Raw genomic sequence first — 21,420 nt, forward strand, 5'->3', positions numbered from 1 at the left:
CAAAGTTTAACTCCAAATATGCACTTATTTTTCCAACCTGATTTCTCTTCAATTTCTGCCCTCACCGACGATGAGGCATTCCACGCCGCCAAAGTGTTACGCCTTCGCGAAGGAGAAACCGTTCAAGTAACTGACGGTCAAGGAAGCTGGTACGACGCCCAAGTGCGTCAGAGTACACCCAAGCGCTGTGATTTACAGATACTAAAACAAACCACTTACGAGCCGCGTCCGTATTCCATCGAAATCGCTTTGGCCCCCACCAAAAACATCGACCGCATTGAATGGTTTGTCGAAAAAGCGACCGAAATGGGAATTGATAAAATCTCATTTTTTTATACCAAACACTCAGAACGACGTACGATTAAACTAGACCGCTTGCAAAAAATAGCCGTTTCAGCTATGAAGCAGTCGTTGCAAGCCTATTTGCCTCAATTGGAAGAAGTGGGCGATTTTGAAAAATGGTTACCTAAAGCATCGGAAGCAACCGCGCAAAAATTTATTGCCCATTTACCCGACGATGTGCTTCCGCCGCATTTGTTGAAAAGTGCTCTCCCAAAACAAAACTACCTTGTGCTGATTGGCCCTGAAGGAGATTTCACGACCAAAGAAATCGAATTGACGCAACAACTTGGGTGTCAAATGGCTGTGTTGGGCAATACTCGCTTGCGGACGGAAACGGCAGCGTTGGTGGCGTGTCAGACTTTTCACCTCGTAAATATACCCTAAGGCCGTACGGTTTAGGTCGCGTTTGCTACGGTTTACTTACTTAATATCCCGATTCACTGTGACATTTTTTTTAATGATGGCTACTTTCCTGAATTTTGGAATGTTGATTTTAACCCTTAAAAATGCTACATCTATTATGTCACAGGCATCGTACTTTTCGCTCCCTCCGTTAAAAGAAAGCCGTTTATCGCATATATTTGTGCATGTGGGCGGTATTCCTAGACCTATCGATAAATTCCAAATCGTCTATATGCAGTCGGAGGTGAACTATACCCGACTTTTCTTAAAAAGTGGGAAGTCTTATTTGGAGTCAAAAACCTTGAAGCATTTCAACGAAGTTTTGGGAAACGTTGATTTTGTACGTATTCATAAGTCGTACCTCGTCAATGCCAAACATATCGTCGCGATGACTCCCGACAATGTGCTCTTGCTCAACGGCGAAGAATTGCCCATTTCGCGGCGCAAACGTAGGGCTTTAAAAAAGGATAATGCACTGACAAAATTTTGGGGGAATTAATAAACCATACAAATCATGAATCAAAAACCATCTTCGGCATTTATTGGCGCTTCTTGGGTCGCATTGGGCGCAGGCATGGCAGGCTACATTATTGGACTTTGGAGGGCCGAACTCCCACTTAATGAAAAGGGATATTATTTTACAGTTTTAATGTACGGGCTATTCGCTGTTGTGTCAGTACAAAAAAGCGTGCGCGACCGCTTGGAAGGTATTCCCGTGACGGATGTATATTACGGAATCAGTTGGTTTTCAACTATTTTATCTATTTCTCTTTTGGCTATTGGGTTGTGGAATGCGACCATGCTTCCAAGCGAAAAAGGATTTTATGCTTTTGCGTTTCTGTTGGCATTATTTGGGGCGATTGCCGTTCAAAAAAATACCAGAGATAGCCAAGACAGTCCTTCTTCTAAAACTGGTACTAAATTTGATAAGGATTCGTTGTAATTGGTGTACAAACTTGCGTGATTGAATCGTTTACGTTAAGTTCGTGCAATGGTTCATTCATCAAGACACCCCCATTATGCGCCTCCTTCAAAAGCTGTTTCTATTTCTGTTTTTTTCTGTTTTTTTCTACACAACTGTTTCTGCTCAGCATTCGTACAAAATCGCAAAACTCAAGTACGGTGGTGGGGGCGATTGGTATGCCAACAAAACATCGGTACCCAATCTCATTAAGTTCTGCAATCAGAACTTACGCATGAATATTTTTCCAGAGGAAGACATTGTGGAGCCAGGAAGCCCCGACTTGTTTTCGTATCCTTTTGTTCATTTGACAGGCCACGGCAACGTATTGTTTTCTGATTCGGAAGCCCGAAATCTGCGTAAATACCTCATTGCGGGAGGTTTTCTCCATCTTGATGACAACTACGGATTGGATAAATTTATTCGCCGTGAAATGAAAAAGGTGTTCCCCGAACTGGAGTTTGTTGAGGTGCCTTTTAATCACCCCGTTTATCACCAAAAATTCAATTTTCCCAACGGACTCCCCAAAGTTCACGAGCACGATTCAAAAGCTCCGCAAGGGTTTGGATTGTTTTGGCAAGGGCGTTTGGTGTGTTTTTATAGTTATGAATGTGACCTTGGCAATGGTTGGGAAGACCAAAGTGTCTATAATGACCCAGAAGAATTACGCCAACAAGCCTTGAGAATGGGAGCCAATTTGGTTCAATATGCACTTACTGTGAATCAGTAATCGGAAATTCGCTTCAAAAGGTTGTTTGTCAAGAAAGCTTTTCTTAGTTTTGTACAAGTTTATAATAAATTTAAATAACCCATTTGCTTCATGTACGCAGTTTTGGTTGCCTTTTTTGGACATTGGTATCTTTCATTGTTTTGTCAAACATTCTTTTTGCACCGTTACTCCGCCCATAAGATGTTCACTATGAACAAGTTTTGGGAGAAGTTTTTCTACGCCTTGACCTATATTTCACAGGGTTCTTCGTATTTGAGTCCACGTGCTTACGCCATTTTACACCGTATGCACCACGCATTCAGCGACACCGAAAAAGACCCACATTCGCCGCATCACACCGAAAACGTATTTACGATGATGTGGAAAACCAAAGATATTTACAATGCCGTTGTGCAGCGTAAAATGAAAGTTGAAGCCCGTTTTGACCGTGACTATCCTTATTGGGAAAAACTCGAAAAATTGGGTGATTCATGGATTTCACGCGTGGGCTGGGGTATATCGTACTCGGTGTTCTATATTTTTGCTTTTATCTATTTGGATATGCACTGGGCGTTTTTCTTGTTGTTGCCTATTCACTTTTTGATGGGGCCAGTTCACGGCGCTATCGTCAACTGGAGCGGCCACAAATACGGTTATCAAAATTTTGACAACCGCGACGAGTCTAAAAATTCATTAATTTTTGATGTGTTGATGATGGGTGAATTATTCCAAAACAACCACCACAAATTGCCAAACCGTGCCAACTTTGGTACAAAATGGTTTGAATTTGACCCAACTTATCCAGTTATTAAACTCCTGAGCTGGACTAAAATCATCAAACTTCGTGAGTCAAAAGTAGGCGTGGAAGTACCAGCGCCTGCGCACGAAAGAGAGGCGTAAGAAGCTAAAGATATTTCTAACAAAAAAGCGGGCTAGTTGAAACTAACCCGCTTTTTTGTTAGAAAAAAGTCGTCAAAGTAATAAATCTACAAGAGACGTTTTAAAATTTCTTCCCAGTTCATGACGCGCTCAAATTCCGTTTCCTTGAGGTTATGAGGTGCGTTGAAAAGTAATCCTTTTCCTTTGAATGTCTTCAGGTTTCTAGGCATATCGTCGATGAGATAATCGCCGTTGAGGATACTTTTGTCGCCACAAAAAACGATGTTCGACCAAGAAATAAACCCAAAATGTTGATGAAGCCAATCGTACTTTTCACGAAAGGAGTTGGGGAATTCCATCGCTGCTGTTGCCACAAAAATTTCGTACTTTTTACTCAATTCCAACACGGCTTCTTGGGCATTCGGAATGAGCGGAATGTCCGAAAAAAAGCCAGGTTCGTGGAGGATTTTGTAAAGTCGCTTTTGGTCGGCTTGCGACAGGGTTTCGTAAAAAGAGTCTTGGTGAAGTTCTTCCGAAGTTAATTGGGTGTCGAATTCACGAAGAACGATGTCTGCAAGTTTGCCATGGGTATCGGCCAATACGTCGTCTTGGTCTAAAATGAGGCGGGGTTTGGTCATGTGTTTAAATAAAGGCGATTTTACTTACTATAAGTTGACTCGGTGGAGATACGAATCAGGAAATACTTTACCATTTATTGTATTCCCAACAAACCAAGAATTAGGCATTGTGACAACTGTTTTTAATGATTTTATCAAGCTCTCATTAGAGTCCATTAAGGTAATTGTCAACCCGTCATCCAAATGGCTATTAGAAATAATATCAATTAGTTGTTTATAGTAATGTCGCTTTCCTAATTTGTTAATGTCATCTCTTGACAAAACTAATTTCCAGTTGTCAGCATCATCATCATACATCCAAAATACGATTGGAAACTTGAGCCCAGAGTTATCTAAACGCTTGATGATGCGCTTACTGCGCTCTATATCGCTTTCTACCAATGTTGTTCTAACCATAGGAGTATCCCGTTTTCGTTATCAACAATAGACAAATATAAATCATTCGCAGCTTGCATGCCGAATTTTTGATACCTACTTTTCTCATTCCAATCTTTTACTACTTCCCAGTTCGCTTTAAATATTGGATTTTCAGTACAATAGCGCTGGTGAATAGGTTGTAAGCCTGCTAATTTTAGCAGTTTTTGAAGGTCATGTGTGTAACTATCATGGGCTAAATGCTTATCTGGAAAATCGAATTTACGAACTTGTTTGGCAATACATGCTTTTAAGGCGCATTCAATAGAATAGCCAGCTAAATAATACGCTCCACTGTATTGTTTATGCTCAAGTAAAAGTTTGGCTTCTATTAAACGAAGTTTAGCTAGCTTTTGTAAGTCGCTTCTGTTCATTTAACTGAAATTATTTCGGTTTCAAAAACACAAACGGTATAATCATTTCTTCGATAGATACACCTCCGTGTTGGAACGTATCACGGTACATATTTACGTATTGATTGAAGTTGTTGGGATAGGCAAAAAAGTAATCGCCAAGGGTGAAAACGTAGGCAGTTGATACGTTCAGTTTCGGTAAAAACAATCGTTCAGGACGGCGGCATACGTAAAGGTGATTATCGTCAAAACCAAGGTTTTTACCCTGTTTATAGCGTAAATTGGTATTTGTTTCGCGGTAGCCGACGATTTTTACTGGTTTTTTCACACGCGTCATGCCATGGTCGGTAGTAATGATAATGCGCCCTTTTTTCTCCGCAATTTTCTGAATCAAATCCATGATGGGCGAATGCTGAAACCATGATTTAGTAATGGAGCGATAGGCAGCTTCGTCAGGAGCTAATTCTTTGATCATCATCATGTCGGTTCGGGCGTGCGAAAGCATATCCACGAAGTTATAGACGATGACGTTTAAGTGGTTCTTCCAAAGATTAGGCAGGTTATCAACGAGGTTTTTACCTTGGTTTTGGTTGATGATTTTGTTGTATGAAAACCGTACTTGCATCCGATTACGTTCAAATTGCTTCCGCAACAAATCTTCTTCATGCTTATTTAACCCTTCTTCGCCCTCGGGGGTGTTTTCGTCGTTTACCCACCAATTTGGGTATTGTTTTTCAATTTCACTCGGCATCAATCCCGCAAAAATGGAATTACGAGCAAAGCCTGTTGTGGTGGGAAGAATCGAATAATAAGAGCCTTCTTCTTCAATCGTAAAGTATTCATTCAGAAGAGGTTCTACTACTTTCCATTGGTCAAAACGGAAGTTGTCGATGAGAATAAAAAAGAGCGGTTCGCTGGGTTTCATCAACGGAAATACTTTCCGTTTCATTAACTGGTGCGATAGAATAGGTTTGTCGGAATGAGGGTCGTTGAGCCAGTCTTCGTAATTGTCAATGATAAACTTGCAAAAGTTGTTGTTTGCTTCTTCTTTTTGGGTGTAAAACACCTCTTCCATACTTTTATCTTTGCTTTGCTCAAGCTCTAACTCCCAGTATATGAGTTTTTTGTAGAGCTCTACCCACTCAGAGTGGCCGATGCGGTCTTGGTATTGCATGGCCAACTGGCGGAACTCTTGCATGTAATTGTGGTTTGTTTTTTCGCTAACCAAGCGCTTGTTGTCCAAAATTTTCTTGACCGACAATAAAATTTGATTTGGATTCAGCGGCTTGATGAGGTAGTCGGCAATTTTTGAACCAATGGCTTCCTCCATGATACGCTCTTCCTCACTCTTGGTAATCATAACCACGGGAAGGTTTGGGCGACTTTGCTTAATTTGAGCTAAGGTTTCAAGCCCCGTGAGCCCAGGCATATTTTCGTCCAAAAAAACGACATCAAAACGCTCTTGCTCTACTTTTTCAAGGGCGTCAGCACCGCTATTGACTGGAGTAATGTTGTAACCTTTGCCCGTTAAGAATAAAATATGGGGTTTAAGTAAGTCTATTTCATCGTCTGCCCAGAGGATATTTGCCATAGTGAATTGTGTTGAATTGATACAAAGGAGTTGGTGAGTACAAGTGTTTTTGAAACTTGACTTTTTTAACGTGCGAAGGTGCGAATAATTGTAGAGAAGTGACAATTATCAGCCAAGATAAATGCGTTTTATCATATTTTTTAGTGGGTTGAATGAAGAAATTTGACTTGTTCACCAACTAATTCTCCTTAAAAATGAAAACGATACTTGTCCCCACCGACCTGAGCGATGTCTCTGAATATGCCCTTGATGTCGCCGTAGAAATTGCAAAAAAACAAGGTGCAACGGTGTCGCTGTTGAAGAAAATTGTTTTTCCAACGCTCGAATACACCATGATAGACAACGAGTTTTATGAATCGAAAGATGATTTTTATAAGTACTTAACGCAAGACTCGAAAGAGCGCCTCAAAGACATGGTGGACAAGCCAAAGTATGGCGATGTAAAGTTTCGATTTAAAATTATGCGGGATACAGATTCGCTGGCGTCGATTGTGACGCAGCAAAACGTTGACCTTATTGTGATGGGTTCTATGGGTGCAACAGGCTGGAAAGAATGGACAAAAGGTTCTAATGCAGAGCAGGTTGTGCGTTATTCTCGCTGTCCAGTGTTGGTGGTAAAAGCACCCGTTGCTGCCTTTAAGCGCGTTGTAGTAGCCATTGATTTTGAAAATATCGGATTTATTAAAACGTCATTGGCTTTCTTAGGTACTTCACAAATAGAACCCCACTTTGTGTATGTTGACAACGGAATGGTAAAATTTGACGGGCCGCAGTTGAAAAATGAAATGGGAAAACTTGCGCTTGAATTGGGCTTGACAAATTACGAGTTTACCATTTTTAATGATGATACTGTTGAGCAAGGAATTTTGGATTATGCCAAGGAAGTTGAAGCGGATATTATAGTGATGTACACGCACGGGCGCAAGGGCTTTGATCACTTTATTAATGGAAGTATTGCCGAAGACGTTGTTAATCACGCGGATATTCCAGTTTTAGTGAGCCATTAACCAACCGTCAGACGATAGTCAGACGGTTGGTTGACGAAATGCTGCCACTGTCAGACGATAGTCAGACGGTGATTTGGCATAGTGCTGTCACTGTTTGACTATCGTCTGACAGTGATTTGACGTAATGCTGTCTGACTATCGTCTGACAGTGATATACAAAATCAGAAAAGAATGGTGCGCGGGGCGTGCCATTCTTTTTTTATGCGTAATTTTGCACCCGCAAATTATTGTATCAGGTAACTTCAAACTCGTGCATTCGCACGCATTTTCATGCAAAACCACTCGGATGTATCGCGTCAAATTGCGGCGCACTTACTCAATATCGAGGCCATTCGTCTTCGCCCCGACCAACCTTTTAAATGGAGTTCGGGCTGGAATTCACCCATTTATTGCGACAATCGTCTTTCACTTTCGTATCCCGAAGTGCGAACTTACATCAAAAATGCCCTTGCGAATGCCATTCGCGTTGCTTTTCCCGCGGCCGAACTTATTGCGGGTGTAGCAACAGCAGGCATTGCCCAAGGTGCATTAGTGGCTGACGTCCTCCACATGCCGTATGCGTATGTCCGTCCTGAACCCAAAAAACACGGCATGGGTAATCAAATCGAAGGGCGTATTTTGCCAGGCCAAAAAGTAGTGGTTTTAGAAGATTTGATTTCGACGGGAGGTAGTTCATTGAAAGTAGTGGATGTGTTGCGTGAAGCAGGTGCGGAAGTCTTGGGAATGGCAGCAATTTTTACCTACGGTTTTGCATTAGCCGATGAAAACTTTAGCCAAAAGGGAGTAGAATTAATGTGTTTGAGCAACTACGATAGTTTAATTCAAGAAGCCTTGAAATTGGATTATGTAACTGAAGGCCAATTAGAAACGTTGGCGCAGTGGCGTAAAGACCCAGGAAGCTGGGGCGTATAACAAATTTGTCTCGCCTCGGCATTTTGTCGAGGCGTTTTTAATTCTTCTCGTATGAGTTCTGTTAAAATTCCGTCTATTTTTTCTCCTTTTAAACACCTCATTGCTGCCGAAAGCACCCGCCTTGGCGGAGTAAGTAGCCCACCGTTTTCGTCGCTAAATTTGGGGATAAATACCCAAGATACTGTTGAAAATGTTCAAGCCAATCGGGCTATTTTTTTTCAACAATTAGGTATTGAAGAAACTCAGTTTGCGTCGTCGTTTCAGGTACACGGTGCCGAAGTGCAAATTGTGGAAAAAGGTGGCCGTGCTGAAGGGTACGACGCACTGGTGACCAATCAGCCAAATGTGTTTGTGGGAGTAACGGTGGCCGATTGTACCCCGATTTTGATTTTTGACTCAAAACAGTTGGCCGTAGGAGCCATTCATGCAGGTTGGCGCGGAACTGTCGCTGCGATTGTTCGCAAAACTTTGACAACCATGGCCGAAACTTACGGGACGCAAGCCAAAGATTGTTTTGCCTACGTGGGAACCTGCATCGACGAGTGTTCGTTTGAAGTAGGAGAGGAGGTAGCCGAGCAATTTGAAGCCGAATTCAAACGCTTTGATAAAGGGCTTAACAAATACTTCGTCGATTTAAAACGTGCCAATGCGGCTCAATTAGTCGCTTTTGGAATTCCAGAAAATCAAATAGAGATTTCTTCTTTTTCAACCATTACGCACAACGATACCTTTTTTTCTTATCGACTAGAAAAAGGTCAAACAGGCCGAATGTTGGCGGTTATTGGGCGAAAAGAGTAAACTAGAGAATTATTTTACAATGCAACATTCTTCATCTTCGTTAAAACTTTGGGTTAATCTTCTGTTGGTGTACGTAATTTGGGGCTCTACCTTTTTAGGAGTTCGCTATGCCCTCGAAACGTTACCGCCATTATTGACAAATACCATTCGATTTTTGGTGGGCGGTGTCCTTTTATTTGCCTTTACCTTGCTCAGAGGATACGGCATTCCTTCACTTAAACAATGGTTGTCGGCGGCTTGGGTAGGTGTGTTGTTGAGCGGTATCGGAAATTGTGCCGTGGCGTATGCCATTGGTTACATGCCGTCGGGGTTAGTGGCTTTGTTGGTTGCAACTTTGCCAGGCTGGATGGTGGGTTTGGATTATTATTTCTTTGCGCGTCAAAAACCCTCTTGGATTACCGTACTTGGGTTGGGCGTGGGGCTAGTTGGAATGTACATTCTGTTAAACCCATTTGGGCAAGAACATACCCGTGAAATCCCGCTTTGGCCAGCATTCATGGTATTTATTGGGTCAATCACTTGGGCGTGGGGGTCGTTGCAATCCCCTTATTTGGACATGCCACCACGTATGCAAACTACTGCCATTCAAATGCTGGGGGGAGGCGTTTTTTCGCTGATAATGAGCTTGGCATTAGAGCCCAAAATGAGTGAGTCCTTGTCGCACATGACGACCCAAACTTATTTTTCTTTGGCCTACCTTATCGTTATGGGGTCGTTTGTGGGGTATTCGGCTTATGTGTGGCTGCTGCACCATGCACCCCCAACGTTGACCGCTACCTATGCTTACGTCAATCCCGTTGTTGCCATCATTTTGGGGGCTTTGTTTATTCATGAAGTACCAAGTAGCCGATCGTTAGTAGCTTCGGCGGTGGTGTTGGCGGGAGTGGTTTTGATTACGTTGGGGCGTCGGTTTTCGGTAAAAAGCTAAAGTGATTGCTTTGTAAATAAATGGCCTTAGTCTCAACTCTATTGCATTAAAATGCGCAAAAGTCGAGGCTAAGGCTGAATAAAAATACCCACGCGTTTCTAATTTAAACGCTTATTTAATGAATGGGCCTGCAATGGCCAATACTTCTTCTTTTGTCAAAGGCTCGTCAAACGAATCTTGCGCAAATTTCATGGCTCTCATTTGAGAAGCATTGTTTTGGAACAATAGTTTTGGTTGCGAAAGCGCCACAATGTCAACCCCTGCGACGTGGGTCGTGTTGTTTTCACGCGCATAGATAGCGGCAGGAACTCCACCCGTGTTCATTTCGCTGGCATAGGCCGACATACTACGAATAATTCTAATTTCCCCAGCGTGACGAGCTTCTACGGAGTGAATACGGAGTGCAGCCTCTAAAATATCTCGGTTGCTTGCCAAGTTAGGCGCTTGCCCCTTGTAAGCACGAACCCCCGTGTCTTCAAATGCTTGCGCTAGGGTAAGAAATACAGGATAATTGGTGTAAGGATTGGGGAAAGCACCTTTGGCAGTAAAATCAAACTCAGGTTTTGCTACTGCACTAGCTCCCAATGCACTTTTAAGAAAGGTAACGTGTTGGGCTTCGTGTTTGGCAATTTCATTAATAAGCCCTCGGTCTGCCCCAAAGTTAAGACTAGAGTTCATCCCTTTCATGTAGAACTCCGCTTCAAGGTATTCTAGTACGAGAGCAAAGTTCAAAACATCGGTTATTGTGTTACTTTGCCCATAGGCTTTATTTAGTACACCCGCAAAAAAAAGGCCACTCGTTGCCGCTACAGCTGAGGTTGTCTTTAACATTTTGCGGCGCGAGTAGTTGAATTTCTCGGCGGCATCACCGTCTATTTTTTCAATGTCAGAAAGAATATTGAAGATATTCATGGTTTTACTGTGATTTAGGCGTTAGTGGTTGGTAAATTGGCTCCGCTCAATTTTTGCTTGATAAATCCTTGGGCTATTGGTAGCACTTCCGATGGTTTATACACAACGTCCAAACCATTTGAATCAGTCGTACCAAAACCGAAAGAATACGTAGAGCCAGGCAGAGGCAAGTACATGTGCCCCGTTACTGACGCGTGACGCGCTTCTACCGAAACAATTTTACCCGCAATTCCTATAATATCCGCGTTTTTGATGTATCGCGCCGCACCGTTATAAGCTCCTACTCCAGTGCTTTCTAGGATGTTAGCAATTTGAAAAACGTTGTTACGGTCATTGAAGTTGACCGTCGAAAAGTCAAAATCTAGGTCAGGAATGGCATTTGCTCCCAGTACTGCTCTGAAAAATTCGCGGTGTACCAATTCATGCTCTCTGATTTCTTGCAAGACTTGAAGCTCATCAAAGGTTAATCCTGCCGTTTTTTCTTGAGCAACAGTGTAAAAAGCAGTTTCTAATTGCTCCAAAGCATACGCATAATTAAGGATTCCAATGTCGCCTGCTCCCAAATCAATGGAGCCATCAGCATTTACCCTTGCCCCAGAATGGACCATCGAGCCACCAGTAGGTGAAAGGTCGAGGCTTTTTGAACAAGCCATCAAAAACGAAGTAGTAGATGCGGCAAAGATGCCCAAGTGGCGTAAAAATAATCTTCGCTCTGCAGAAGGAATGCTTGGAACCGTTGGCCCTTTGGCTTTTGTTTCTGAAATAGTTGATTTTTCCATAGAAATAAGGCATTGTAACGTTTAACTGCATTTGGAAATCAAATACATCCGTACATACGGTTGGCTTTCATCTGGCGGATTTAGGAGAAAAAAAACAGCCGTAAAAGAAGAGAATATTAAAAATATTGTAAATAAAATATTTAAAAGAAGACTATGTGTTTATATTCAGATAATCAGGTTGTTACACTAATTTAAGTTGTGTTTTTATTGTATTAAAAACATATAAAAAATAATTATTTTTTGTTAAAAATCTTTAAAATAAAAAATTGATGACACGTAGCGTAGCCATTTTTCTGTTCGACGAAGTCGAAGTTCTTGATTTTGCAGGGCCTTATGAGGTCTTTAGTGTAGCTGGTTTACGGACGCTCCCGCAGAAACCGTTTGATGTTTTTACGGTGGCGGAGAAGTCAGCGATTGTTGCACGAAACGGATTGAAAGTTACCCCTGACTTTACGTTTGAAAATATGCCAAAAGCCGATATAGTTTTGCTACCTGGTGGTGGTGGGTACACGGCTGATGGAGTTGCCTTTGGGAGTCGGCGGGAAATGGATAACCCAGTGGTGTTAGAATGGGTAAAAAAGCAAGCCGCCCAAGCTGAACTGATTTTGTCGGTTTGTACAGGCGCGTTGATTTTAGGAAATGCAGGGTTGTTAGAAGGCTTAAAAGCAACCACTCATTTTATGGCGCTTGGGTCATTAAGGGCCATTTCCCCGAACATTGAAGTGATTGAAAACGTACGTTACGTTGACAATGGTGCTGTTATTTTGTCAGCAGGAGTATCGGCAGGAATTGATATGTCGTACTATGTGGTGAGTAAGCTTATCGGAGCCGAAGTCGCTACCGAAGCTGCCCGTTATGCCCAGTACGACTATTGGCAATAAATGAAAGATAATCGAAACAAAGTGGGGCTAATTTGTAATTTTTCCAAAGTTTTAATACTTTGCTCAAGAATTCTCGTTTATTAGAATGACAAGCTAATTTATCCCTAGAAATGAGGGATAAAAAAAGTAACATAAACTTTCTAAACAAAAAAGCCACTTTAATATCTCAATCACCATGAAAAAATACCTTTACGCATCTCTCTTTTTCGCAGTAGCACTTTTGGCAGGCTGCTCGAAAACCGAACCTGAACCAGAACCTGCCGAACAGGTGATTGGAACATACAACGTTGACAAAATAACCGAGTCAATAAAATACGCTTCTGCGGCTTCTGAGATTTCTGAGACCATTTCTTTGCCAATCAAAGGGAACGGTTATGAACTAACTGCCGTATTGGACGTTGCCAAAAAAGCGTCGAACATTGTGACAATTGCCTTTGTTCAAACCGTAAAATATACCAATGGCCAAACTGAAAAAGATAGCGATGCGTTTGACAGCATTGAGTTGAAAAAAGTGGAGGGTACATCCGACTATGAAATGTTGGACACTGGCGTGAAGATTGGTACAATCGGAAACAATACCATCACTTTCGAGAACGTCTCAAATGACAAAGATAGCTTGGGAAGAGCCTATACTTATACTTTCCGTATGACGGGTAAAAAGTCGATTTAAGTAAACTTTTAATACTTTTGAAGGTTAGAAAGTTAGGAAAACGTTGCTTTTCTTTACTTTCTAACCTTTTTTCATTTTAATAATCCACATCTTATGAAGCGTCAATGGTGTTTGTGGTGGTTGGGGATGATGTTGATGGTTTCGGGTGTCCATGCCAACGACCAGCAGCGGTATTTGGCTTATCTTCAACTCAATTTGAGTCGGGCGGCAGATGCTGAACTCGACATGATGGAAGAGGCCGTAAAGGCAGGCTGTAATGCCGTTCACTTAACGATACATTGGGATTACGTGTATCCCTCGGCTACCTCTCAGCCCGATTGGAAAAAATACGATAGTCAAATTGCCTTGGCCCAGAAATTGGGTGTAAAAGTTGCGTTACGTATTTATTTGGGTCGCAATGAGGGCAGAATTGCAGGTTTTATGTCCAATGACGAACGGCAGCGCGACCAGCAAGGCCGTGCGTTGGTGTCTGGTTATGCGAGTACGTATTTTAGCTTTGCAAGTCAGCCAGCGGTTGATAAGGGCAATAGTTTTATCAAAGAAGTATGCGAGCGATACAAAACTGCGCAAGAGCAAGGTATTATTTCTTGGGTATCGGTGTGTTTAACTCCTACGCAAGAAACGGGATATTTCTTTGAAAATTCGCCCGAGGGATACGCGCAGCCCACTGTGTTTGATTATTCTCCTGCGATGAAGCGCGAGTTTCGGATTTGGCTAAGTCGAAAATACACCAAAATCGCCCGTCTCAATGTTTTTTGGCAAACGGATTACAAAGACTTTCAAGAGGTAGAACCCCAAACGGCTTTGGCCAATCGCGACCAAGTATTTTGGGGACAGGCGGGAAAAGATTGGTACGTGTTTCGGCACGCTATTTTTAAGCAGTTTATTGAACAAACAACCCGCGCTATCAAAAATGTGCACTCGGGCTACCGCGTTATTACAGATTTTGGGTCAGTCTTTGACCAGCTCAGCGCAGTTTGTGGTAGTGTTGCGTTCAGAGATTTGAACGCAGGAACAGATGGGGTGAAAATCAATAATGACGTCCGCTATGACCACCGTTTTTCGATGGATATTTTGCGGAGCAATGTACTGCCAAATCAGTGGATTTTGAATGAAGTTTTTCCCGACTTTAGGGCGCAGAAAGCAAGTGAACTTATTACCCAGCAATTTGATGAGAGCTATGCCCACGGCGCACGCTGGATTAGTGTGGTACTTGGTACAAAAGAAGTATTGGAGCAAGCCAAACCTATTCTAAAAAGTACAGCTACTAAGTGGCTGTCTGCTCCTTTTGTCGATGTGTTGCCCAAAGCTTACATGACTTACAACTTATCTCGGGTATTGGAGTTTGGCTATTTCAGCGGCGGAGTTTATGGGGAATGGGCCAATCGCGCAGGGCCAGAGTCGAATCGAAGCCCAGTGAATATTCGGATGATCGAAGATATTTTGGCTGATTCGCTGCAAGGAGCGATTAACCGCCCGCCTTATGTTAAAAACCCACTACCTACCAAGACCATCAAAGTAAATTCTCCCTTTTCTTATCGCTTGAGCTCGGAGGTATTTGTGGACGTCGATGGTGCCATCAGCAGTGTCGCACTGCAAGGACAACCGTCATGGCTTAGGTTTTCTAATGGTATTTTTTCTGGAACGCCGACCCAAACAGGAATTTATACTTTTACCGTGCGAGCTACCGACGACGACGGGGCGATCGTTGAAACAACCTTTACGATTATTGTTGATAATTTAGGCCGTTTTAATCAAGCACCGACGCTACGAAAACGTATTTCTAATGCCGAAGGGTTGTATAAGCAACCCTTTATTCTTTCAATTTCAGACAGTACGTTTGTTGATTTGGATGGCTTTATCAGTCGAATGGAAGTCATTGGCTTACCTGCATGGGCGCAGTACCGCAAAGGAGAGATTCGCGGTTTGGCGGATACTGTTGGGGTGTATTCGTTGCGGGTAAGGGGGTATGACGACGAAGATGCGGTCGTTGAAACATCTTTTACCATTACCATCAATTACCCTACGGTTTACTTTGATTTAATCCAAGCGGGAAAACCTGGACAGCGATTTTTGATCAAACGGTTGCAACCGAAAGAGCAATTGTTGCAACACCAATTGCCAACGGCGGTCAATGTGTATGCCAATTGCGATGCCGTTTTTGATGCTTTTGATTTGGAAATTACGGGGGCGCAGTACCAAAAAACATCTACAACAAGCTCTCCTTTTTCGCTTTATGAAGGAGACGCTGGCCTTCCAGTGACGGCAGGAAAGTATTTTTTGAGAGGTAAGGCTTATTTTCGTAAACAATTGATTGCGTCAACAGAATATGAATTGGATTTTTTGCCCTCAGATCCAGTTTCAAAACAACCAATTTCGGTAGAAGATTGGTCGGTATTCCCAAATCCAGCCACTGATTTTGTTCATCTCAAACACCCCTCGGGCAAACTGTCCTCTCCTCGTTTTGTGACGCTTTTAGGACAAGAGATTACAGTACCTGAAGAAACGATGTACCGCTCAGGAACACAAATTTCGTTCAATTTGAGGCAATTGCGCCTTGGCGCAGGCATTTATTTCTTAAAATTACAACTCGAAGATGCCACGTGGAAAGTGTTTCGAGTCGTCAAGTATTAATCAAGTGAAACGGTTTGCTTACAACCCGTATTTCAGGTGTAGAGGGTTGCTTACAACCCACTTATTAGTCCAAAATGATAAAAATAGTAGGAATTTGGTTAGGAGTGATTTGGGCGACGATGGCGGTTGCGCAGCAGGGCGCGCAGCAGCGATACGTAGGTTTGCAGCTGTTGAATCTAAATGCTGAACCAGATTACGGTGCCGACATCATCGAGCAGTCGGTAGGAGCAGGCGCTAATTTGGTCGTGTTGACGATTTATTGGGATGAAGTATATAAAACCGCAACCTCACAACCCGATTGGCGACAGCCCGATCGCCAAATGGAACAAATTGCTCGACTGGGCATAAAAGCGGGTATCCGCATTATGCTTGGACGGAAAGTAGAACGGCTTCAGGGTTTTTGGACGCTGAATGAAACCATGAACGATGATTTAGGACGACCGCTTTGGGGCGTGTATGGCCGAACCTGCTTTAGCTTTGCCCACGCGCCAACAGTGACCAAAGCCCAAAGTTTTTTAAAAGAAGTATGTCAACGTTATAATTCCTACCAGTCGCAGGGCAATATCTTGTACGTAACTTTTGTCAATACGCCAACCCAAGAGCTTGGCTATCATTACGAGACCGAACTAAACGGTGATTATAAACAGGCGTATCCCACAGGTTTTGACTATTCGTCGCCCTCTTTGGAGGCATTTAAAGGTTGGATTACGCAGCAGTATAAGCGCATCAATAAGCTCAATTACATTTGGGGAACCAAATTTACGTCCCTCAACGACGCTCGACCGCCAACTACTGCTTATCGCCCTTTGCCTGCGTACCGAACCCGCGCGGGGAAAGATTGGTACTTGTTTTCTCACCTCCAGCTTAAAAACTTTATTGATCAAAGTATTCGTACCATTAAACAGGTGAATCCGTCGTATAAAGTTGTCAATGAATACGGCGCGGTGATTGATGTACAAGCTGCTGTTCGGGGTACAATTGCGTTTAAAAATTTGGACGAAAATGCCGATGGAACTAAGGTGCACAACGACCTTTACTGGAATCATCGTTTCATTACGGATGTGGTTCGGTCTAATCGCCCAGGAAAATGGATAATGAACGAAACGTTCTTTTCACCCGTTTATTCGGATGATTTGCTCATTAAACATTTTGATGAATGTTTTGAAAATGGCTGTAATGTCGTGACCATGGTAGCAAGCACCAAAGATGCTCGTTTGCCGTTCATTTTTGGTCCAGTGGCAGCACGATGGAAAAATAGACCTTGGAGTGAGCTAAGAAGCAACGCGACCATAACTTACAAAGTAACCGAGGTACTTGACTCAACTTCAACAATCGTAGAAAAAGCGTGGAGAACCCATCCGCAGCCTTCGCCCATTGACGTAAAATTAGAAGAAGATATTTTGGGCGACGACTATTGGCGAATTTTGGCGTCCAATGTCTATCCAGTCGTGGCAAATCCAATCATTGACCGCGCTACAAAACCCAAAAAGACGTATTCTTATACCTTACCCAAAGACGTTTTTTTAGACCCTGATGGTGAAATCGTTACCATCGAAGCCCTCGAAAAACCGCAGTGGTTAGCTTTCTCAAATGGTACATTTACGGGGACAGTGCCTGATCAACTTGGAGAGTCAAAAATTACTTTGCGAGCAATCGATGACGAAGGTGCAACGGTTCAAACTAGCTTTTTGCTTAAAATAGTGAATGTCAATCAAAAACCTGTCGTCAAGCGAACGCTTCCCGATTTTGAATCTTCGCTCAATCAAACCATTTCGTATCCGATTCAGGGAGATATTTTTGATGACCCCGACGGCATGATTGTTCGCACCCAAGCCATTGGACTGCGGCCTTGGATGTCGTTCAATTCAAAAGAATTTTCGGCTTATCCACAAGAACAAGGCACGTTTACGATTACGTTGCGCGGCATTGATGACGACAGTGCGTTTGTAGAGACTTCCTTCAAAGTGAAAATTCTAAATCGGTCGCCGATTGTCAAACAGTTGTTGCCCGAAAAAACAATTGCCCAAAACAGAGCCTTTCGTTTCAAAGTCCCGGCTTCTATTTTTACCGATCCTGATGGGCAAATCACAAAAGTAAAAGCAGTAGGACTGCCATCATGGCTTACGTATGATGCTGTAACAAGCACGTTGACAGGAACGCCCACCCAATTGGGAACCTATAAATTAGGAATCCGTGCATACGACAACGGGGGCGATTCGGTCGAGACGGCCTTTGTTATCAAGGTGGATTTGTACGGAACTCAAAATGTGCCTCCCGTGCTCAGATACACGCCTCCCAACGCTCAATTGTACGTAACCCAGCGTTTTTCATACAAAGTTTCAGACTCACTTTTTTATGATACCAATGGGTACGTCGATCGAATCGAAGCCCCAAATTTGCCGTCTTGGCTAACCTTTAAAAACAATGAAATTTCGGGAATAGCGAACGCAGCGGGGATATATTCGGTGACATTACGGGCAGTGGACGATGACGAAACGTCAACTTCAACCACCTTCAACATAGAAGTGAAGCAAGCCCAGTTGAGTTTTGAGCTGATTCAGGCAGGAAAAGCAGGTTTGCGAAAAAGTTTGGGGATTTTGAAAAATGGCGATGTTTTAACAGAGACTACATTGCCCCAAAGCATTACCGTGTATGCCAATAGTGAAGCCCCTGCTACCAAGGTGAATTTTGTGCTTCGTGGGCCGTATTCAAAAAATTATACAGCAACGCGCTTTCCTTTTACCCTTTTTGATGAAGAAATGGGTTTTGTACCAATCGCAGGTCGGTATGTTTTAGAGGCGGTTGCTTTTAATGATTCGGCCAAAGTGAGCGCAGCCACCATCCAATTTACGGTAAAATCAGACCAAACATTGCAAGACTGGGAAGCCTATCCAAACCCGTTTGATCGAGTGTGTAATGTAAAACTACCCAAAGATTTGGAATTGGCATCGGTCGAGTATCAACTATTGACCGCCACGGGAAGTAGTTTGCCGTTGAACAAGTCAATCGTTACGGTGGTAGAGGAGATAGCCTACATCGACATGACGTCATTGGCTTTGCCAAAAGGAACGTATTTTCTCAAAATCCTAGAAAATGGTTCTCTCAAAAAAATCATTAAAATCCTCAAACTGTAGGCAAGAGTGAGCATTTACATGCCAAACTTGCCTTACTTTTGTACTTTCAAAAAAATAGAAAATCAACTCCATGTTTAGATCAACCAAGTGGGTAGTAGCAGCGATGGCGTCAATTACGCTTTGGAATTGCGGTACCAGTACAGATTCATCGACTTCAGAACAAACAACTGCATCTTCGACGACCAGCCTTGTAAAAGCTCCCGCGTTTAGCGGCGATTCAGCCTATAAATACATTGACAATCAGGTGAAATTTGGGCCACGAGTCCCCAATACTTCGGCCCACGTGAAGTGCGGTGATTACTTGGTGGCAGAGTTAAAACGGCTGGGATGTACGGTGACCGAGCAAAAATTTACGGCAACGCATTACGACGGCTCAAAACTCAATGCCCGCAATATCATTGGGAGTATTAACCCGCAAGCTACTAAGCGGATTTTATTGGCGTCGCACTGGGACAGCCGCCCCGTAGCTGATGAAGACCCGACCAATAAAAAAGGCGCCATCGACGGTGCCAACGACGGCGCTAGCGGCGTAGGTGTACTCATTGAACTAGCGAGGGTGATTCAGCAAGCAGCCCAAAAACCATCGGTAGGGGTTGATATTATGTTTTTTGACGTAGAAGACGGTGGCAATGCCGCAGTGGCCAAGGATAAATTCACGGGATTTTGCCTAGGCTCGCAGTATTGGGCGGCCAACAAACACGTTCCCAACTATACGGCCTATTACGGAGTATTGCTAGACATGGTAGGGGCAAAGGGTGCAACGTTTCCTAAGGAAGCTTTTTCAAATCAATACGCGGGAGAAATCACGCGGAATATTTGGAACATTGCGGGCCAACTTGGGTATAGTTCGTACTTTATTCAAGAAGATGGGGCTGCCATTACTGACGACCATTTGCCAGTTAACGAAACGGCCAAAATCCCGATGGTGGACATCATTCATTTGCAAATGAACAACCCTACCAAAACGTTCTTTGACGCGTGGCATACCCACACGGATGACATGCGTAACATCGACCCAACAACGCTCAAGGCCGTCGGGCAAACCTTAGTGCAAGTGCTGTACCAAGAACAATAAAAACTCCGTGCGGAGCAGTCTCCCGCTGTTATAAGTAACCGCTTGCACCAAATGTGCTTTCGGTTGCTCACAACCGAAAACTTGTGCCAAGATTTAGTTCGCAGCGGGCCGCGGTTATGAGTAACCGCTTGCACCGAATGTGCTTTCGGTTGCTCACAACCGAAACCGTGGGTACTCATAACCACGAAAACCAAAATGAGAAAGCGTAGTTTTAATTAAAAAAGACCAATGAAAATCAATAATAATAGTTTTTGGGTAGGATTTCTGTTGCTTGCAATGACAAACTGTACCCCTCCTCCTGATAAAATTGGGACGTTAGACCTAAAAAAATGGCGCAGCGACCGTGGAGGATGTGAAGGAATTCGCAAAAATCAGCTGGGAGATTTTAAAAAAATTGAAGCCCAACTTTTAAAAAAACACATTGACGAAGTAGGGCAACTCTTGGGTCGCCCCGACATTCATCAGTTGGCGGGTCGTGATCAAAAATTTTACGTCTATTTTTTTGAAAAAGGCCCTCATTGTAATGACATCACCAAAAAATCGGAAGGTCCCAAAGTGATACTTCGTTTTAATGCCATTGGTTACTTAGCCGAAGTAACACACCAGACGAAGCCTCTTTGAAACGACATTTAGTCTTTCAAGAAGCCTAATATGTAGGCTACCATCTCTTGTCGTTGGCTTTCATTAGCACTGTCATCCATGTTGTTGTGGATAGTGTTCGGAAGCTGTACTACTGTTATGCCATATTTTTTTTGCTCAGCAGGAGTTGGTAGTACCCCTTCATCAGCGGGCTGGTCGCTTGAGCGCAAGGTGTAAATTTTGGGGTTGCGAGTGCGTGGAAATGGCATTCGTCGATTGTCCAACGAAATCACTTTGTTGATTAATTTGGGGTATTGATGCGCAAAGAGCACCGACATATCGCCCCCATTAGAGTGTCCAATCAATGCCACGTGTCGGTAATCAGCCTGAGGGAAGCGTTTTTTGAGTTCGCCTAACACAAAATGAATGTTAGTGGCACCACGCTCCCAATTGGGTCGCCGAACTACCTGAGGTACCCCCGTCAGAGGCAATAAATCATCCGTAGGAAGCTCGTGTTGGATGCTAGCTACTAGGTAACCCGATGCTGCCAACGCTTCTGTTAAATAAGAATAAGCTCGATTATCTCCCCCTTTATTGAAGCCATATCCGTGGCTTAGTATTACCACTTTGGCCTTTTTCAACGAGTTGGGAAGGTAGAGTTCAACGGGAATAGCCCGATTTCTAGTTGCATCCAAAAACACGACACTGTCTTGTTTAAAAGGAGCGGATTGGGCGAAAGTGACAATTGAGAGGACAATCAGGCTGAAAACTGAAACAAAATATCGCATGGAGAAAATGAGGGACGGCTGTTTTGGGGCGAAG

The 21,420-nt window shown here is 43.2% G+C and carries 22 protein-coding genes; 15 read left to right on the plus strand and 7 right to left on the minus strand.

All coding sequences use genetic code 11. The features are described from left to right. Positions 1–18: 18 nt before the first annotated feature. The 5 genes from DTQ70_RS05385 (at position 19) to DTQ70_RS05405 (ending at position 3,314) form a co-directional block, all read left to right on the plus strand. A complete protein-coding gene (locus tag DTQ70_RS05385) occupies positions 19–726 on the plus strand; it encodes a 16S rRNA (uracil(1498)-N(3))-methyltransferase (protein ID WP_122929856.1) in 708 nt (235 codons plus the stop codon). A gap of 58 nt (positions 727–784) precedes the next feature. Beyond that, positions 785–1,243, plus strand: a complete 459-nt coding sequence (locus DTQ70_RS05390; RefSeq protein ID WP_164489879.1) for a LytTR family DNA-binding domain-containing protein — start codon at positions 785–787, stop codon at positions 1,241–1,243. A gap of 15 nt (positions 1,244–1,258) precedes the next feature. Further along, positions 1,259–1,687, plus strand: a complete 429-nt coding sequence (gene yiaA, locus DTQ70_RS05395; protein WP_122929858.1) for an inner membrane protein YiaA — start codon at positions 1,259–1,261, stop codon at positions 1,685–1,687. A 76-nt stretch (positions 1,688–1,763) separates the two neighbouring features. Beyond that, positions 1,764–2,435, plus strand: a complete 672-nt coding sequence (locus tag DTQ70_RS05400) for a DUF4159 domain-containing protein (RefSeq protein WP_122929859.1) — start codon at positions 1,764–1,766, stop codon at positions 2,433–2,435. Positions 2,436–2,525: 90 nt separating this feature from the next. Continuing rightward, positions 2,526–3,314 carry an acyl-CoA desaturase gene (locus DTQ70_RS05405; protein WP_122929860.1) on the plus strand — a complete coding sequence of 263 codons (789 nt, stop codon included), beginning with the start codon at positions 2,526–2,528 and terminating at the stop codon, positions 3,312–3,314. 86 nt (positions 3,315–3,400) lie between these two features. Here DTQ70_RS05405 and DTQ70_RS05410 read toward each other — a convergent pair whose 3' ends face one another. Genes DTQ70_RS05410 through DTQ70_RS05425 form a run of 4 tightly spaced genes read right to left on the minus strand, consistent with a single transcriptional unit; the run spans position 3,401 to position 6,289 of the window. Beyond that, positions 3,401–3,931 carry a 5' nucleotidase, NT5C type gene (locus tag DTQ70_RS05410; RefSeq protein WP_122929861.1) on the minus strand — a complete coding sequence of 177 codons (531 nt, stop codon included), beginning with the start codon at positions 3,929–3,931 and terminating at the stop codon, positions 3,401–3,403. Between the two features lie 27 nt (positions 3,932–3,958). Further along, entirely contained in the window at positions 3,959–4,327 is a 369-nt protein-coding gene (locus tag DTQ70_RS05415; protein ID WP_122929862.1) for a hypothetical protein, read from the minus strand. Further along, on the minus strand, positions 4,306–4,719 hold the full coding sequence (locus DTQ70_RS05420; protein ID WP_122929863.1) for a HEPN domain-containing protein: 414 nt from the start codon (positions 4,717–4,719) through the stop codon (positions 4,306–4,308). The genes DTQ70_RS05415 and DTQ70_RS05420 overlap by 22 nt, the downstream gene beginning before the upstream one ends. Positions 4,720–4,729: 10 nt before the next feature. Then, positions 4,730–6,289 (minus strand): bifunctional response regulator/alkaline phosphatase family protein, encoded by a 1,560-nt coding sequence (locus DTQ70_RS05425; RefSeq protein WP_122929864.1) that lies wholly within the window; start codon positions 6,287–6,289, stop codon positions 4,730–4,732. Positions 6,290–6,483: 194 nt separating this feature from the next. Here DTQ70_RS05425 and DTQ70_RS05430 point away from each other — a divergent pair, with 194 nt between their 5' ends. The 4 genes from DTQ70_RS05430 (at position 6,484) to DTQ70_RS05445 (ending at position 9,934) form a co-directional block, all read left to right on the plus strand. Then, positions 6,484–7,296 (plus strand): universal stress protein, encoded by an 813-nt coding sequence (locus DTQ70_RS05430; RefSeq protein WP_122929865.1) that lies wholly within the window; start codon positions 6,484–6,486, stop codon positions 7,294–7,296. A 270-nt stretch (positions 7,297–7,566) separates the two neighbouring features. Continuing rightward, on the plus strand, positions 7,567–8,208 hold the full coding sequence (gene pyrE / locus DTQ70_RS05435; protein ID WP_122929866.1) for an orotate phosphoribosyltransferase: 642 nt from the start codon (positions 7,567–7,569) through the stop codon (positions 8,206–8,208). A 51-nt stretch (positions 8,209–8,259) separates the two neighbouring features. Then, positions 8,260–9,006, plus strand: a complete 747-nt coding sequence (gene pgeF, locus DTQ70_RS05440) for a peptidoglycan editing factor PgeF (RefSeq protein WP_122929867.1) — start codon at positions 8,260–8,262, stop codon at positions 9,004–9,006. A gap of 19 nt (positions 9,007–9,025) precedes the next feature. Beyond that, a complete protein-coding gene (locus DTQ70_RS05445; RefSeq protein ID WP_122929868.1) occupies positions 9,026–9,934 on the plus strand; it encodes an EamA family transporter in 909 nt (302 codons plus the stop codon). Positions 9,935–10,045: 111 nt separating this feature from the next. On the opposite strand, the gene DTQ70_RS05450 is transcribed toward DTQ70_RS05445, so the two are convergent. Together DTQ70_RS05450 and DTQ70_RS05455 are read right to left on the minus strand one after the other, a co-directional pair. Continuing rightward, the gene (locus DTQ70_RS05450; protein WP_122929869.1) at positions 10,046–10,846 is read right to left on the minus strand and encodes a ferritin-like domain-containing protein; all 801 of its coding nucleotides are present in this window, start codon (positions 10,844–10,846) and stop codon (positions 10,046–10,048) included. A 14-nt stretch (positions 10,847–10,860) separates the two neighbouring features. After that, on the minus strand, positions 10,861–11,625 hold the full coding sequence (locus tag DTQ70_RS05455) for a ferritin-like domain-containing protein (protein WP_122929870.1): 765 nt from the start codon (positions 11,623–11,625) through the stop codon (positions 10,861–10,863). Between the two features lie 269 nt (positions 11,626–11,894). Between DTQ70_RS05455 and DTQ70_RS05460 the strand changes: the two genes are divergently transcribed. From DTQ70_RS05460 to DTQ70_RS05485, 6 genes are all read left to right on the plus strand, one after another. Next, positions 11,895–12,506 carry a DJ-1/PfpI family protein gene (locus tag DTQ70_RS05460; RefSeq protein WP_122929871.1) on the plus strand — a complete coding sequence of 204 codons (612 nt, stop codon included), beginning with the start codon at positions 11,895–11,897 and terminating at the stop codon, positions 12,504–12,506. A gap of 175 nt (positions 12,507–12,681) precedes the next feature. Then, complete coding sequence (locus DTQ70_RS05465) at positions 12,682–13,176, plus strand: hypothetical protein (RefSeq protein ID WP_122929872.1); 495 nt, start codon at positions 12,682–12,684, stop codon at positions 13,174–13,176. A 93-nt stretch (positions 13,177–13,269) separates the two neighbouring features. Continuing rightward, positions 13,270–15,810 carry a putative Ig domain-containing protein gene (locus tag DTQ70_RS05470; protein WP_122929873.1) on the plus strand — a complete coding sequence of 847 codons (2,541 nt, stop codon included), beginning with the start codon at positions 13,270–13,272 and terminating at the stop codon, positions 15,808–15,810. Positions 15,811–15,884: 74 nt separating this feature from the next. After that, complete coding sequence (locus DTQ70_RS05475; protein ID WP_122929874.1) at positions 15,885–18,944, plus strand: putative Ig domain-containing protein; 3,060 nt, start codon at positions 15,885–15,887, stop codon at positions 18,942–18,944. 70 nt (positions 18,945–19,014) lie between these two features. Then, a complete protein-coding gene (locus DTQ70_RS05480) occupies positions 19,015–20,019 on the plus strand; it encodes a M28 family peptidase (RefSeq protein WP_122929875.1) in 1,005 nt (334 codons plus the stop codon). Between the two features lie 228 nt (positions 20,020–20,247). Then, the gene (locus tag DTQ70_RS05485) at positions 20,248–20,640 is read left to right on the plus strand and encodes a hypothetical protein (RefSeq protein ID WP_206019640.1); all 393 of its coding nucleotides are present in this window, start codon (positions 20,248–20,250) and stop codon (positions 20,638–20,640) included. A gap of 8 nt (positions 20,641–20,648) precedes the next feature. Here the strand turns inward: DTQ70_RS05485 and DTQ70_RS05490 are convergent, their stop codons facing one another. Further along, a complete protein-coding gene (locus DTQ70_RS05490) occupies positions 20,649–21,386 on the minus strand; it encodes an alpha/beta hydrolase (protein ID WP_122929876.1) in 738 nt (245 codons plus the stop codon). Positions 21,387–21,420: the final 34 nt, after the last annotated feature.

Origin of the sequence: Runella sp. SP2 (assembly GCF_003711225.1) — a bacterium.
GTDB lineage: Bacteria > Bacteroidota > Bacteroidia > Cytophagales > Spirosomataceae > Runella.